Genomic DNA, 13,508 nt, shown 5'->3' on the forward strand with positions numbered 1-13,508 from the left:
TTTGTCTCCTAGCCCTCGGTGGTTCTCTGCGTCGCGCCAGGAGGGGGCTGATGCGGCGGTGCGCTGGTGCGCGAAACGGAGATGAAGCTGCGCAGGTCGGCCAGGCTGAAGCGCGCCGATGCCAGGAAGAACAGCAGCAGCAGTCCCCAGGCGCAGTCGCGGAAGAAGTTGGAAATGCCCAGCAGGTTGAAGGTGCTCGACAGCAGCTGCAGCGCCACGGCCGAGAAGAACAGGCACACCATCCGCCCGTAGCCGCCCTGCGGCCGCACACCCGCCATCACGGTGATGAGGATGGCGATGAGCAGGTAGGAGTTGCCGTAGTCCGACTTCACGCTGGCCGTGCGGCCCGCGATGATCACGCCCGCCACCGCCGCCAGCACGCCGCACAGCGCATAGGTGGCGATCAGCATGCGGCCCTGCGGAATGCCCGCGTAGCGCGCCGCCTTGGCATTGGTGCCGAGCAGGAAGAGCCGGATGCCGAACGGGCTCTGCTTGAGCAACCAGCCCACGGCCAGCAGCATCGCCACGAAGATCGCGAACGGAATGGGCACGCCCAGCACGTTCTCGTTGCCGATGGCCGACAGCGGCTCCGCATTGCCCACGCGCAGGCTGGAGCCGCCGGTGAGCACCACCGCCAGGCCGGTGTAGAGCAGTTGCGTGCCCAGCGTGCAGAGAATGGGCGTGAGCCCCGCACGCGCGATCAGCACGCCGTTGAGCAGCCCGCCCGCCAGCCCCGTCGCCAGCGCGATGGCGGCGAAAGACCCGGTGTAGAGCCACGGCGAGGCATCGGCATCCACCAGCATCGGCGCCAGCGTGGCCGCGACCACGCCCGAGAGATTGGCCAGCGCCACCCCCGAGAGGTCGATGCCGCCGTTGCCGGAGATCATCGACAGCGCCACGCCCATCGCCAGCAGGCCGAGCTCGGGCAGCTGGCCGCCCATCGACTGGAAGTTGTAGACGTCGAGGAAATCACCCTTCGAGAGCACCGTGGCGACCACGAGGATCGCGACATTGATGCCGACCAGGAAGTTGAGCTCGCGGTCTGAAAACCTGAATTTCACGGAAGGCTCCTTTGCGGCTCGCGATTCAGGCCGCCACCCGGCCCAGAAGCGCATCGACCTCGGCGCGCGTGGGCATCGACGGCGCGGTGCCCGCGCGCGTGACCGAGATGGCAGCCACGGCCGATCCGAAGCGCGCGGCCTCCAGCGGCGACGCGCCCTCGGCCAGTGCGGCAGCGAAGCCGCCGTTGAAGGCATCGCCCGCGCCGGCCGTTTCCTTCACCGCGCCGGCGTGGAACACGGGCAGGTGCACCGATTCCTTCGCGCTGTGCAGCAGCGCGCCCTTCTCACCGAGCGTGATGAGCGCGCAGCCCACGCCCTTCGAAAGGAAGAAGTCGCCGGCGCGGCGCGCGTCGTCGATGGTCTCGACGGCGATGCCGCTGAGCGCCGCCGCCTCATGCTCGTTGGGCGTGATGTAGTCGCACAGCGCATACACCGCGTCGTCGAAGGGCAGCGCGGGCGCGGGGTTGAACACCGTCACCGTGCCGGCAGCGCGAGCAAGCTCCAGGCCGCGCTGCGCGGCGCCGGCCGGCTGTTCCAGCTGCGTGACGAACACGCGCGCGCCGCGGATGGCGTCGGCGGCTGCATCGACGTCAGCCGAGTCGATGAGCGCCGCCGCACCGGGCACCACGATGATCGCGTTGTCGCCCGTGACCTCGTGCACGTAGATGAAGGCTGCGCCGGTCGGCTGCGTCGCCACCTGCGGCACGCGCGGCGTGATGCCTTCCTGCGCCCACAGTGCCAGCGCATTGGCGCCGAAGGAGTCCTGCCCGAGCTTGGAGATGAAGGTCACCCGGGCGCCGGCGCGCGCCGCCGCCACCGACTGGTTCGAGCCCTTGCCGCCGGGCCCCATCGCGAAGCCGGAGCCGGCGATGGTCTGGCCCACGCCCGGGAGGTCGGCCGCGCGGAAGGCGAGGTCCGCCACGAAGATGCCGAGCACGGCCACGCCGTGCTGTCGTTGTTGCTGATGCGGAGAAGCGGCAGCCATCGCGATCACGCCTCGGAGGCGAGCACGCCCTTCTTGAACACGAAGCAGCCGTAGAAGCGACGCTCGCCGGTGGCGATCACGCAGTAGGCACGGCGCGCGGCCTCGTAGAAGGCGAAGCGCTCGATGGAGCCCATCGGCCGCGAGCGCCCTTCCGCCACGTCGATTTCGCGCTGCATCTCCTGCTGCACGGGCGGAATCTCGCTGGGCGCGCCCATGATCTCCATGCGCCGCGCCGGATCGTCCACCGCGTTGTCCAGCGGCAGCACCGAAAGAATGGCGCGCGCCGCCTCGGTAGTGCCGACGCCGTCGATGCGCAGCAGCCGGCCCAGCGAAGTCTGGCGAGCGACCGAGTCGGCCGGGAAATTGGCGTCGCACAGCACCAGCTCGTCGCCATGGCCCATGGCGCGCAGGGCGTAGAGCACGTCGGCATTGAGCAGTGGGTGGATGGACTTCAGCATGCGGTCTGTCTCCTCGAAATGAACGGCGTCGCGGTTGCGATCCTATGTAAAGAAAACGTTTGCGCAAACGTTTTCTATTTGGGGATTTCCCTTGTTTGCGATGTTGCGAACAACGGCTACGCGTTCATTCGCCATAGGGAATCCAGATGTTCTTGACCTGCGTGGCATGGCGCAGGAATGCGGCGCCCTCGGCCGAAGCCGCGTCGTACCAGTCGGTGGCCAGGCCGTGGTCGACCAGCGTGCGCTTGAGGTTGCCGACCGACAGCCGCTCGGCTTCGCGCGAGAGTTCCTTCGCGCCGAAGACCCAGAGCGCATCGACGTCGTCGTGCTCCGCCAGCGTGCGCGCGAGGCTCGCGGCCGGCCCGGTCACGAGGTTGACGACACCCGCCGGCAGGTCGGAGGTTTCGAGCACCTGGTAGAAGTCGGTGGCGACCAGCGCGTGCTTCTCGCCCGGCACGATCACCGTGCGGTTGCCCATGGCGAGCAGCGGTGCCAGCAGGCTCACGAAGGACAGCAGCGGCGCCTCGTCGGGGCACACCACGCCCACCACGCCGATCGCCTCGACCGTGGCCAGCGCCACGCCGCGCAGCGGCGGCACATGCACCGTGCCCTCGTATTTGTCGGCCCAGGCGCCATAGGCGAACAGGCGGCTCACCGATGCATCGACCTCGGCCTGCGCGGTCTTCGCGGCAACGCCGGTCAGGCTCGCGATGCGGGCGGCGAACTCGCCAGCACGGGCCGAGAGGTTTTCCGCGAGGTAGTACAGCGCCTGCGCGCGGCGGTGCGGCGTCGCGCTCGACCAGCCCGCGGCCGAGCGCGCGGCGGCGACGGCGTTGCGGATGTCCTTGCGGTTGCCCACGCCCACTTCGCCGGCAGGCTGCCCGTTGGCGGCGAAGACGGAGCGAGAGAGTTCTCCATCCGGACGCGCCTGCTTGCCGCCGATGAAGAGCTTGGCGGTGCGGTCGATGGCGGGCAAAGCGAGCGGAGACTCGTTCCTCGTGTCCGCAGCTTCGTTCGCCGCGACAGCCACGTCAGCCGAGCGCGGCTTGCGCTGCGCCCACGCACGCGGCTTCAGGTACTCGTAACAGCCTTCTCTCCCGCCCTCGCGGCCATAGCCCGATTCGCGATAGCCGCCGAAGCCCACGCCGGCGTCGAACAAGTTGGTCGCGTTGACCCACACCACGCCCGCCTGCAGTTGCGGCGCGATGCCCAGCGCGAGGCCGATGGTCTCGCTCCACACGCTGGCGGCGAGTCCGTAGCGCGTGTTGTTGGCCAGCGCGACGGCCTCGTCTGGCGTGCGGAAAGTCATCGTCACCAGCACGGGGCCGAAGATTTCCTCGGTGGCCACGGTGGATGCCGGCTGCACGCCCGTCAGCAGCGTCGGCGGAAAGAAGCTGCCGCCCGGCGGCAGTTCGCCTGGCGCCTGGTAGCAGCTCGCGCCCTCGCGCACGCCGGTGGCCACCAGCGAGCGCACGCGCTCCAGCTGCGTGGCGTCGATGAGGCTGCCCATGTCGATCGCCTTGTCCAGCGGCGCGCCCACGCGCAGGGTCTGCATGCGGCGCTTGAGCCGCGCGATGAAGTCTTCGGCGATGCCTTCCTGCAGCAGCAGCCGCGAACCGGCGCAGCACACCTGGCCCTGGTTGAACCAGATGGCGTCGACCACGCCTTCCACGGCAGCGTCGATGTCCGCATCGTCGAACACGATGAAGGGCGACTTGCCGCCCAGCTCCAGCGTGAGCGACTTGCCCGTGCCCGCCGTGGCGGTGCGGATGAGCCGCCCCACTTCGGTCGAGCCGGTGAAGGCGATCTTGTCCACGCCCTCGTGCGCGACCAGCGCCGCGCCCGTGGCGCCGTCGCCGGTCACCACGTTGAGCACGCCGCGCGGCAGGCCGGCCTGGGCCGCAAGCTCGGCGAAGAGCAAGGCGCTCAGCGGCGTGAACTCTGCGGGCTTGAGCACCACGGTGTTGCCCAGCGCGAGCGCGGGCGCGATCTTCCACGCGAGCATCAGCAGCGGGAAATTCCACGGAATGATCTGGCCGACCACGCCCAGCGGCACCTGGTCGGCGAACTCGCGCTCCTGCAGCTGCGCCCAGCCGGCGTGGTGATAGAAGTGGCGCGCGGCCAGCGGTACGTCGAGGTCGCGCGTCTCGCGGATCGGCTTGCCGTTGTCGAGAGCCTCGACCACCGCGAGCAGGCGCGCATGGCGCTGGACCATTCGTGCCAACGCATACAGATGCCGCGCGCGGCCGTGGCCGCCCAGCGCGAACCAGCCGGGCTGCACGGCGCGCGCCGCAGCCACCGCTGCATCCACATCCTTCGCGGAACCTTGGGCGATGCGGGCCAGGCGCTGGCCGGTGGCCGGCTCGGCCGTGTCGAAATGCGCACCCTCCGATGCTGGCGTGAAGCGCCCGTCGATGAAATGGCCGAAGCCTTCGGCATGGCGCGCGAGCCATTCGCGCGCGTCGGTGTCGCTCTCGGGCGCGGGGCCGTAGTCCATGGTGTCGAAGTAGCGTGCGACGTTGCTGTTGCTGCTGTTGTTGTTGCTCATCGGGCTGCTCATCCGATCGGGTGGCGGTTGTAGGCCGAGTAGCGGCCGGTGACGTGGTGCTCCAGCTGGCGCTCGATGTCGGCCAGCAGCGTGGAAGCGCCGATGCGGAACAGGTCGGGCTCGAGCCAGTCGCGGCCCAGCTCTTCCTTCATGAGCACCTGGTAGTCGAGCGCCGTCTTCGCGGTGGAGACGCCGCCCGCGGGCTTGTAGCCCACGCGGAAACCGGTGCGGGCCTCGTACTGCCGGATCATCCGCAGCATCGCGAGCGTGACCAGCGGCGTGGCGTTCACGCCCTCCTTGCCGGTGGAGGTCTTGATGAAATCGGCGCCGGCCATCATGCAGACCATCGAGGCCTTCGCGACGTTGCGCAGCGTCTTGAGTTCGCCCGTCGCAAGGATCGCCTTCACGTGCGCATCGCCTGCCGCGCGGCGGAAGTCGAGCATCTCGTCGTAGAGCTTCTTCCACTGGCCCGAGAGCACGTGCTCGCGGGTGATGACGATGTCGATCTCCGCGGCACCATCGCGCACCGAGGCTTCGATTTCCTTGAGCTTCAGCTCGTGCGGAATCAGCCCCGCCGGAAAACCCGTGGACACCGCGGCCACCGGAATGCCGGTGCCGGCCAGCGCCTCGACGGCCGTCGAGACGAAGCGGTGATACACGCACACCGCGCCGGTGTGCAGCTTGCGGTCGGCGAAGCCCAACGCGGCCAGCAAGTCGGGGCGAACCGGCATCACGGCCTTGGCGCAGAGCCGCTTCACGCGCTCGGCGGTGTCGTCGCCGCTGAGCGTGGTGAGGTCGATGCAGGTGATGGCCTTGAGCAGCCAGCCGGCCTGGGCGTCCTTCTTGACCGACCGGCGCCCGGGCAGCGTGGCCACGCGGCGCTCGGCGGCGGAGAGGTTGAAGCGGATGCCGTCGATCCAGCCGGTGTCGAAGGGCTGGGCGGTGTTGCGAGAAGCGGCGATGTGCGTCTGCGCGGGCGTCGACGTCATCGGTGCTGTTGCTGCTGCTGCGGCCGAGGCCGGCGCAGCCGGGCGCGAGCGCACCGCGCCGCTGGGGCGAACGAGGGAAGTGGAAGTCATGGATGGGCGGGCGCCGTGGCGCGCGAGGGCCGCGACTGCGGCGGGCAGGCAAGGGGCATGTCTTTTGTCTCCGGTCTGTGTCGTCTGGCGACGCAGCCGTATGTCGTTCGTGTTGGCACAAATGTTATTACAACAACATTTATCTGCGCAATATGTTTTTCAAACAACATTGAAACAGCGTGCGATGCCCGATACTCCGGCACGTGGACCTGAGGAGACCGAACATGCGAAGAACCGCCGGAGCCGAGGCCCGGGCCGTGCGCCTGGCCAGGATGCAGGAACTCGTCGAGGCCGGCGGCCCGTTGCCGATCAAGCAGGCGGCGCAGCAGCTCGACGTGACGGAGATGACCATCCGCCGCGACCTGTCGTCGGCCGAATCGCCCCTCTCCGCCCTCGGGGGCTACGTGCTCGCGACCACGCTGCCGGGCGCCGAGCGCTACTCGCTCGACGAGGCCAGCGACCAGCACGCGGCCAACAAGCGCCTGGCCTGCGAGCGCGCCGCCGGGCTGGTGCAGCCGCACGACAGCCTGTTCATCGACTGCGGCACCACCATGGTCCATTTCGCCGAGGCGTTGCCGCCCGAGATGCCGCTGAGCGTGGTGTGTTATTCCACGAACATTGCCTCGGTGCTCAGCCGCCGCCCGAACACGCAGCTGATGCTGCTGGGCGGGCTGTACCACCCCTCCTCGGCCACCTTCTTCTCGGACGAGGGCCTGCAGTACCTCAGCAGGCTGGGCGTCAACAAGGCCTTCATCTCGGCGGGCGGTGTCGACCTGGAGCGCGGCGCGAGTTGCTCCAACTTCCACGAGGTGCCGGTGAAGCAGGCTGCCATCCGCAGCGCGTCGCAGAGCTTCCTGGTGATCGACGAGAGCAAGCTGGGCACGCTGCGGCCCGCGTTCTTCAGCCCGCTCGACGCCTTCGCGCACATCGTGGTCGGCGGCTCGCCCGAGGCTTCGCTGAAGAAGCAGTTCAAGGACCTGCCGCTGGAATTCGCGCGCGCCGCCGACGCGTAGAAGGAACACCCGGCGGCGGCGGGGCACGACATTGCCCCGCCGCCTCGATCAAGGAGAATCGCGGCGACGGCCGGGATCGGCACCCGATCCCCCGAACCCCACTACCCGCGATGAATGCCGGCACCGTTTCCCTCGACGAGCACTGCCTCAAGATCCTCTCCGCACTGCAGCACGACGGCCGCCAGACCGTGCAGCAGATCTCCGAGGCCGTCGGCCTGTCGCCCACGCCCTGCTGGAAGCGCATCAAGGACATGGAAGCCGCCGGCGTCATCCGCGGCTACACCACGCTGGTCGACCCCGAACTGGTCGGCCTGCACGTCTCGGCCGTGGCCGAGGTGAACCTCGACCGCCACAGCGAGGCGATGGTGCAGCGCTTCGAGGAGGCCGTGGCCGCCAGCCCGCAGATCATCCGCTGCGTGTCGGCCACAGGCCCCGCCGACTACATCCTCAACGTGACCGTGCCCGACATGAAGCACTACGAGCGCTTCTTGCACGAGGTGCTGTTCAGCCTGCCCGGCGTGACGCACGTGCGCTCGAGCATCGTGCTGCGCGAGATCAAGTCGGAAGCAGCCTTGCCGCTCGACCACCTTCTGCCCGGCACGCCGCGCGCCTCGGGTTCGCGGCGCGGCTAGGGTCTGCATGGACTGCATGGACTGCATGGAGAATGGCCGCTCCGCAGCCATGACGACTCCACGCCCATGACCTTGCCGAAGACTTTTCCGCATCGACTCGCACTCCTCGCCGCGTTCGTCGTCCCGATGGGCACCGCGTCCCTCGCGGCGACGCCAGCCACGCCGCCCGCCGCGGCGCAGAGCACCGCCAAGGCCGTGCCCGGCGCACCGGTACCCGCAGGTTCGCCGCAACAGGCCAGCCCCATCCACTTCCAGTTCGCCATCTACTACGCCGGCAACCCGGCAACCGATCCGATGGGCGCGCTGCGCGGCGCGCTCGGCAAGACGAGCGGCGGGCCGAAGCTCCTTGCGGCCATGCCGGCCCCCGCCTCCGTCACCGCCCCGGTGGTCTTCGCGAACTGGAACACCACCACGGTGTTGAAGGAGTACCGCGCGCCAAGCATGGAGATGCTGCAGCGTTTCGGCCGGGGCATCTCGCGCGAACAGGCGGAAGCGCTTCAGAAGGCCGACAAGGCGCTGATCCTCGACTTCGCGCATCCGGCGCAGCAGTCTTCGCTGGCCATGCAGAAGGCGCTGCAGATCACCCTGCAGGTCGCACGCGACACCAACGGCCTGCTGTGGGACGAGGAGACGCGCGAGGTCTTCACGCCCGACGAATGGCAGAAGCGCCGCATCGACACCTGGGCCGGCGGCGTGCCTGATGTGGCGCGGCACACGACCATTCACGCCTACCGCAGCGGCGACCTCGTGCGGGCCATCACGCTCGGCATGGCGAAATTCGGCCTGCCCGACGTGGTGGTGAGCGATTTCTCGTGGTCGAGCAACCGGCCGATGGGCAATCTCGTCAACGGTTTCTCGCAGGCGATGGTCGAGGGCGCCACGCTGGCGCGGCCCGGCCAGTACGACCTGGACCTGCGCGCGCTGAAGCACGCGGCGGCGCGCGACCCCATGCTCGCGAACCTGAAGCCCAACGCCGCCGCGGTGGCCCGGCTCTCGCTGGTCAACGGAACATGGGAAAACGGCGATCCGCAGAACCGGCTGTACGAGATCCGCTTCGATCGCTACAAGGGGCCCGACCGCTACGCCCAGCAGACCGCCCTGCTCACCGCCGCCTTCGGCGCCGACGAAGACGGCGTCACCCGGCTCAGGCACAACGACGAACTGCTCGCCGCCAGCAAGAAGGCTGTCGCGCAACTGCCCAGGCTACGCGACGCCTTCGCCAAGGGCCTGCAGCCGGGCGAATACATCCTCGTGAAGGCACCGTTCACCACGCGCGAGGGCGGCAACGAATGGATGTGGGTCGAGGTTGCGCGCTGGAACGGCGATGCCATCGAGGGTCTGCTGAAGAACGAACCGGTCGACGTACAGGGCTTGCATGCAGGCCAGATGGTGAAGGTCTCGCAGGCCAAGGTGTTCGACTACATGCGCCGCCACGCCGATGGCCGTGAAGAAGGCAACGAGACCTCCCGGATCATCGAGCGCATGCAGGGCGCGAAGAAATGAGCGACGTGGCGAAGAGCCTCGGCCTGCGGCGCGCCTACCTCCTGCTCGTCGCCATCCTCGTGCTGGTCGGCTGCTGGGTCGCCCCCATCGACGCGCCGGCGCGCGAGCAGGTCAACGACGGCCTGAAGCGCGCGCTGACCACCTTCGCCGCGGCGCGCGCCTTGGGCGCGGTGGTGTCGGTGGCGCAGGGCACGCAGGTCGACGCCACCCCGGGCGGGGTCGGCGTGAGCTTCGCGCCGGGGCAGGCGCTGAAGCCGCTCAACGAGCTCATCGAACAGTTCGCGGCCGTCATGCTGGCGGCCAGCGTGTCCTTCGGCATCCAGCTGGTGCTGCTGAACATCGGCGCGCATCAGCTTATGTCGTGGCTGGTCAGCATCGTGGCGCTGGTCTGGATCGCCGTGCGCTGGCGGCGCGGCAGCTCGCCGCGCTGGCTGCAGTCGGCGCTGATCGGGCTGCTGCTGGTGCGCTTCGCGGTACCGCTGAGCGCGGTGGCCAACGAGGGCATCTACCGCGTGTTCATGGCGAACGAGTACCAGGCGGCCCTCTCGGGCATCGAGAAGTCGCCCGGCGCAGTGACCGACGCCACGCGCGAGCCCCCCGCCGCGCAGGGAGAAGGCTGGCGCGAGCGCATCGAGCGCTGGCTGCCGAAGCTGCCGGACCTGAAGGCCACCTACGACCAGATCCTGAAGTCGGCCTCCGACTGGGCCGAGCGCATCGTGCGGCTGATCGCGCTGTTCGTGCTGCAGACGGTGGTGCTGCCGCTGGCCTTCCTGTTCATCGCATGGCGGCTGGCGCGGGCGGCGATACGCGAGCCCGCCGCCGGCTAGCCGACAAGCTTCTTCCTCGTCGCTTCATCCGCAGCGCGACGGACGCGCTGTCGCGGAGGCCGCCATGGAAACCGGCCCGGTCGGAATGACGACCGTGAAGGCGCACCCGCTCCCGCCCGGCGCCTGCGCGAGCCCGATGGTCCCGCCCATGCGCTGGCAGGCCTGGCGCGCGATCGAGAGGCCCAGCCCCGTGCCCTGCGCCAGGGTGCCCGAGCCGCGATGGAAGCGCTCGAACACCAGTTCATGCTCCTCGGGCGGAATGCCCGGTCCGCTGTCGACCACAGAGAGCACCAGCTCCCGCGCATCGCGCCGCAGCGTCACCACGACCTGGCCGCCGGCCTCGACGTACTTCACCGCGTTGTCCAGCAGGTTGCGCAGCACCGACTCGAAAAGCGGCACCGCCAGCTCGAAGACGAGGCTGTCCGGGGCTTCGAGGATCAGCTCCAGCCGCCGGTGGTCTGCGTCTTTCGACGCCTGCGCGAGGTGCCGTCGCGTCAGTTCGGCGACGTCGATGTACTGCGTCGCGGGACGCTCGGCACCGTCCATGGTGGCCAGCTCGAGCAGCTGCTGGATCAGGTGCGATCCGCGCGCGATGGCATGCGCCAGGTGCTGCGCCGCCTCCTGCCGCTCCTGCGGATCGGTGGAGCGCGAGAGCACGTGGGCCTGCGCGCCGATCACCGCGAGCGGCGTGCGCAGCTCGTGTGCCGCATCGTTCACGAACGAGCGCTCGCGTTCGACCTTGCCCCGCAGCTGCGCGAGCAGGTCTTCCAGTGCCTTCACCAGCGGCTTGAGCTCGGCGTACTTCGGATCGACGCCCAGCGGCGACAGGTCTTCCGCGCCGCGCATCTGGATGCGCTCGCCGAGCAGGCGCAGCGGCTTGATGCCCTGCGCCGCGGCGATCCACACCGGCGCGAGCACGAAAGGAAAAGCGATCAGGAAGGGCATGAAGAGCGAGCTGCCGAACAGGCCGATCAGCCACGGAATGCCCGAGTGCGGCTCGCCCAGCCACACCTGCCAGCGAGGGCTGCTGCCTTCGTACAGCCAGTAGCGCTGGCCGCCCAGCGTCACGTCCACCATCTTGTCGGGCTCGCCGCGCAGCGCGAAGCCCTTGATCTCGGGGGAAACGTACAGCAGCCGACCTTCGCGGTTCTTCAGCTGGAAAACCACGTTGCCCGGAAGACCGCCTTCGCTGCGGCGCAGCTCGTTGATGATCCGCCCCATCGTGTCCATCACGCCGGCGGCGACCTCCTCGTTCTCGATGTCGGCCAGCCCGGCGTTGATCTCCCGGCCGGCACGAACCACGCTGGAGTCGGTGTTCATGGTCCAGCTGAAGCTCAGGTACATGTAGACGACCAGCGCGACCCAGGCCAGCGTGAATGCGAGCAGCAGCGACAGCGCCACGCGCCGCACCAGGCTGCGACGAAACAGCCACATCATGGCGCGAGCATGTAGCCGACGCCGCGCACTGTCTTGATCCGCTCCGCGCCGATCTTGCGGCGCAGGTTCGACACATGCACCTCGATCGCGCCGAAATCCACCGGCTCGCCCAGCGGATCGAGCCGCTGCGAGAGCGTGCCCTTGGGGATCACCGCGCCGGGCTCGCGGGCGAGCTCCAGCACCAGCTGGAACTCGCGTGGAGACAGGTCGAGCGTGGCGCCGCCGAGCCGCGCCACATGGCTGCGCGGCTCGATCTCGAGCTCGCCGAAGGACCAAACGTCGCTCGCCTGGTGCGCATAGCGCCGGCGCACCGCGTGGATGCGCGCCACCAGCTCGGGCGTGGCGAAGGGCTTCACCACGTAGTCGTCGGCGCCGCCGTCGAGGCCTGCCAGCCGGTCTTCCAGCGCGGAACGCGCGGTAATGACCACGATGGGCACCGTCACGCCCGAACGGCGCCAGCGCGAGAGCAGCTGCAGGCCCGAGCCGTCGGGCAGGCTCACGTCGAGCAGCACGCAGCCGCAGGCGTCCCCCTCGAAGGAGCGCGGGGCGTCGGCGATGCGGCGCAGCCACTCGATGCTGAAGCCCTCGGCCTTCAGGGCCTGCGAGAGGGCGCGGCCCAGGTCCAGGTCGTCTTCGATGAGCAGGAGGTGCATTGCCCGGATTTTCCGGCGGGAACCTTAAGCATTGCCAAAGGTTCGGCGAAGAACAATGCTTCGCTCTTCGTTCCGAGCCCACGATTTTCCCGAGCCCCCCGAGCATTCCGGAGTCGCACAGAGTGAACATCACCCTCGCAACCATGCTCCTCGCCGCCGCATTCCTGTCGGGATGCGGCAACCACGATGCCGGCCCGCAGCCAGCAGGCCCCGGCCCGCAACAGCGTGCCGACGCGGTGACGGGCCGCGTCACGCTGGCGGACGGCGAATTCGGCGGGGCCGGTGCCAGGGCGCTGTTTCCCATCGGGGCCGACGCGAAGGCGATGACGGCCGTGATCGCCGCGCGCCTGGTCGAGCGCGGCGCGTTGCGCTGGAACACGCGCATCGCCGAGGCCCTGCCCGAGCTGCGGCGCATGATGCTTCCGGCCTACCGCAACGTGACGCTCGAAGACCTGCTCGCGCACCGCGCCGGCCTGCCGGCCTTCACCACCGAAGACGAATTCCGCCGCTTCCTGGCCGTTCTTCCCGAGGCCGTGCCAGCCGGCGCGCTGCCCACGACCGACGCCGGGCGCCGTCTCTTCTTCGCGCGCTGGCTGGTGCGGCAGCCGCCCGCGGCGGGCAACGCCGGCTTCCTGTATTCGAACGCGGGCTACGCGCTCGCGACCACGATGATGGAGCGCGCGACCGGCCTGAGCTACCGCGCGATGTTCGAGCAGGAACTGGCCCGTCCGCTCGGCATCGCCGGCGCATGGCGCGAAGCCGACGCACGCGGCCCGGCGAGCCCTCAGGCCTGGCTCGACGCGATCATGCCGGCCGGCCGCTTCACCACCACGGCGTCGAACTACGCGGGCTGGCTGCGCTGGCACCTGCACGCGTTGCAGGGCGACGAGACGCCCCTGCCCTTCGGCTACGTGGAGCGCCTGCGCGGCCTCTCGCCCGGCAGCTACGCGCTCGGATGGACGGGCGCGCTCGTCCAGGGGCGCCCGGTGCTGCGCCATGCGCGCGGCAACGCCAACGCCTCACTGGCCGAGGCGCAGTCCGACGCCATCATCGACACCGACGGCCGCAACGCGAGCTTCGCGCTGTCGCTTGCAAGCCAGGGCGGCGACGGCACGCGTGCCTCTGCCGTGCTGGACCGGCTCATGGCCGGCCTGGGCAGCGACACGCCCACCGCAAAGCCGCTCTTCGCACAACTGCGCTGCAGGCTCAGTCGCTGCAGCTTCGTGATGCGGCTGCGGCGCAGCGAGTGGCTTCAGGCGCTGCTGCGCTGACTCGGGCAAGCCGCCACGCGATGCAGCGATCTGGCGCAAAC

Annotated in this window: 12 protein-coding genes; 5 read left to right on the top strand and 7 right to left on the bottom strand. The window is 69.5% G+C overall.

Going from position 1 to position 13,508, the window contains the following annotated elements; translation table 11 throughout:
- Nucleotides 1-8: 8 nt before the first annotated feature.
- The 5 genes from ABL840_RS28485 to deoC all read right to left on the bottom strand — a co-directional run bounded on the left by ABL840_RS28485 (nt 9) and on the right by deoC (nt 6,041).
- Nucleotides 9-1,061, bottom strand: coding sequence for an ABC transporter permease (locus ABL840_RS28485; protein WP_176947565.1), 1,053 nt, complete (start codon nt 1,059-1,061; stop codon nt 9-11).
- A gap of 25 nt (nt 1,062-1,086) precedes the next feature.
- Nucleotides 1,087-2,046 carry a ribokinase gene (locus ABL840_RS28490; RefSeq protein WP_093305580.1) on the bottom strand — a complete coding sequence of 320 codons (960 nt, stop codon included), beginning with the start codon at nt 2,044-2,046 and terminating at the stop codon, nt 1,087-1,089.
- Nucleotides 2,047-2,051: 5 nt separating this feature from the next.
- Nucleotides 2,052-2,504, bottom strand: coding sequence for an RbsD/FucU family protein (locus ABL840_RS28495; protein WP_093305311.1), 453 nt, complete (start codon nt 2,502-2,504; stop codon nt 2,052-2,054).
- 124 nt (nt 2,505-2,628) lie between these two features.
- Nucleotides 2,629-5,052, bottom strand: coding sequence for an aldehyde dehydrogenase family protein (locus tag ABL840_RS28500; RefSeq protein ID WP_093305582.1), 2,424 nt, complete (start codon nt 5,050-5,052; stop codon nt 2,629-2,631).
- An 8-nt stretch (nt 5,053-5,060) separates the two neighbouring features.
- The gene (gene deoC, locus ABL840_RS28505; protein ID WP_418116380.1) at nt 5,061-6,041 is read right to left on the bottom strand and encodes a deoxyribose-phosphate aldolase; all 981 of its coding nucleotides are present in this window, start codon (nt 6,039-6,041) and stop codon (nt 5,061-5,063) included.
- A gap of 314 nt (nt 6,042-6,355) precedes the next feature.
- Here deoC and ABL840_RS28510 point away from each other — a divergent pair, with 314 nt between their 5' ends.
- From ABL840_RS28510 to ABL840_RS28525, 4 genes are all read left to right on the top strand, one after another.
- Nucleotides 6,356-7,144: a DeoR/GlpR family DNA-binding transcription regulator gene (locus tag ABL840_RS28510; RefSeq protein ID WP_093305315.1), complete on the top strand. Its 789-nt coding sequence runs from the start codon at nt 6,356-6,358 to the stop codon at nt 7,142-7,144.
- A 110-nt stretch (nt 7,145-7,254) separates the two neighbouring features.
- Entirely contained in the window at nt 7,255-7,776 is a 522-nt protein-coding gene (locus tag ABL840_RS28515) for an Lrp/AsnC family transcriptional regulator (RefSeq protein ID WP_093200194.1), read from the top strand.
- A gap of 66 nt (nt 7,777-7,842) precedes the next feature.
- The gene (locus ABL840_RS28520) at nt 7,843-9,279 is read left to right on the top strand and encodes a DUF2314 domain-containing protein (protein ID WP_093305317.1); all 1,437 of its coding nucleotides are present in this window, start codon (nt 7,843-7,845) and stop codon (nt 9,277-9,279) included.
- Nucleotides 9,276-10,106 (top strand): hypothetical protein, encoded by an 831-nt coding sequence (locus tag ABL840_RS28525; RefSeq protein ID WP_093305319.1) that lies wholly within the window; start codon nt 9,276-9,278, stop codon nt 10,104-10,106. The genes ABL840_RS28520 and ABL840_RS28525 overlap by 4 nt, the downstream gene beginning before the upstream one ends.
- Nucleotides 10,107-10,130: 24 nt before the next feature.
- On the opposite strand, the gene ABL840_RS28530 is transcribed toward ABL840_RS28525, so the two are convergent.
- Together ABL840_RS28530 and ABL840_RS28535 are read right to left on the bottom strand one after the other, a co-directional pair.
- The gene (locus ABL840_RS28530; protein ID WP_093305321.1) at nt 10,131-11,543 is read right to left on the bottom strand and encodes a HAMP domain-containing sensor histidine kinase; all 1,413 of its coding nucleotides are present in this window, start codon (nt 11,541-11,543) and stop codon (nt 10,131-10,133) included.
- Nucleotides 11,540-12,196, bottom strand: a complete 657-nt coding sequence (locus tag ABL840_RS28535; RefSeq protein WP_093200190.1) for a response regulator transcription factor — start codon at nt 12,194-12,196, stop codon at nt 11,540-11,542. Before ABL840_RS28535 ends, ABL840_RS28530 begins: the two co-directional genes overlap by 4 nt.
- A 143-nt stretch (nt 12,197-12,339) precedes the next feature.
- Here ABL840_RS28535 and ABL840_RS28540 point away from each other — a divergent pair, with 143 nt between their 5' ends.
- On the top strand, nt 12,340-13,467 hold the full coding sequence (locus ABL840_RS28540; protein WP_143093973.1) for a serine hydrolase domain-containing protein: 1,128 nt from the start codon (nt 12,340-12,342) through the stop codon (nt 13,465-13,467).
- Nucleotides 13,468-13,508: the final 41 nt, after the last annotated feature.

It is taken from the genome of Variovorax sp. NFACC27, from assembly GCF_048301545.1.
GTDB classification, from domain to species: domain Bacteria; phylum Pseudomonadota; class Gammaproteobacteria; order Burkholderiales; family Burkholderiaceae_C; genus Variovorax; species Variovorax gossypii.

Coding starts and splice junctions, on each gene's coding strand:
- ABL840_RS28490 (WP_093305580.1), bottom strand. CDS start 2,046: ATGGCTGCCGCTTCTCCGCATCAGCAACAACGACAGCACGGCGTGGCC.
- ABL840_RS28495 (WP_093305311.1), bottom strand. CDS start 2,504: ATGCTGAAGTCCATCCACCCACTGCTCAATGCCGACGTGCTCTACGCC.
- ABL840_RS28500 (WP_093305582.1), bottom strand. CDS start 5,052: ATGAGCAACAACAACAGCAGCAACAGCAACGTCGCACGCTACTTCGAC.
- deoC (WP_418116380.1), bottom strand. CDS start 6,041: ATGACGTCGACGCCCGCGCAGACGCACATCGCCGCTTCTCGCAACACC.
- ABL840_RS28510 (WP_093305315.1), top strand. CDS start 6,356: ATGCGAAGAACCGCCGGAGCCGAGGCCCGGGCCGTGCGCCTGGCCAGG.
- ABL840_RS28515 (WP_093200194.1), top strand. CDS start 7,255: ATGAATGCCGGCACCGTTTCCCTCGACGAGCACTGCCTCAAGATCCTC.
- ABL840_RS28520 (WP_093305317.1), top strand. CDS start 7,843: ATGACCTTGCCGAAGACTTTTCCGCATCGACTCGCACTCCTCGCCGCG.
- ABL840_RS28525 (WP_093305319.1), top strand. CDS start 9,276: ATGAGCGACGTGGCGAAGAGCCTCGGCCTGCGGCGCGCCTACCTCCTG.
- ABL840_RS28530 (WP_093305321.1), bottom strand. CDS start 11,543: ATGATGTGGCTGTTTCGTCGCAGCCTGGTGCGGCGCGTGGCGCTGTCG.
- ABL840_RS28535 (WP_093200190.1), bottom strand. CDS start 12,196: ATGCACCTCCTGCTCATCGAAGACGACCTGGACCTGGGCCGCGCCCTC.
- ABL840_RS28540 (WP_143093973.1), top strand. CDS start 12,340: ATGCTCCTCGCCGCCGCATTCCTGTCGGGATGCGGCAACCACGATGCC.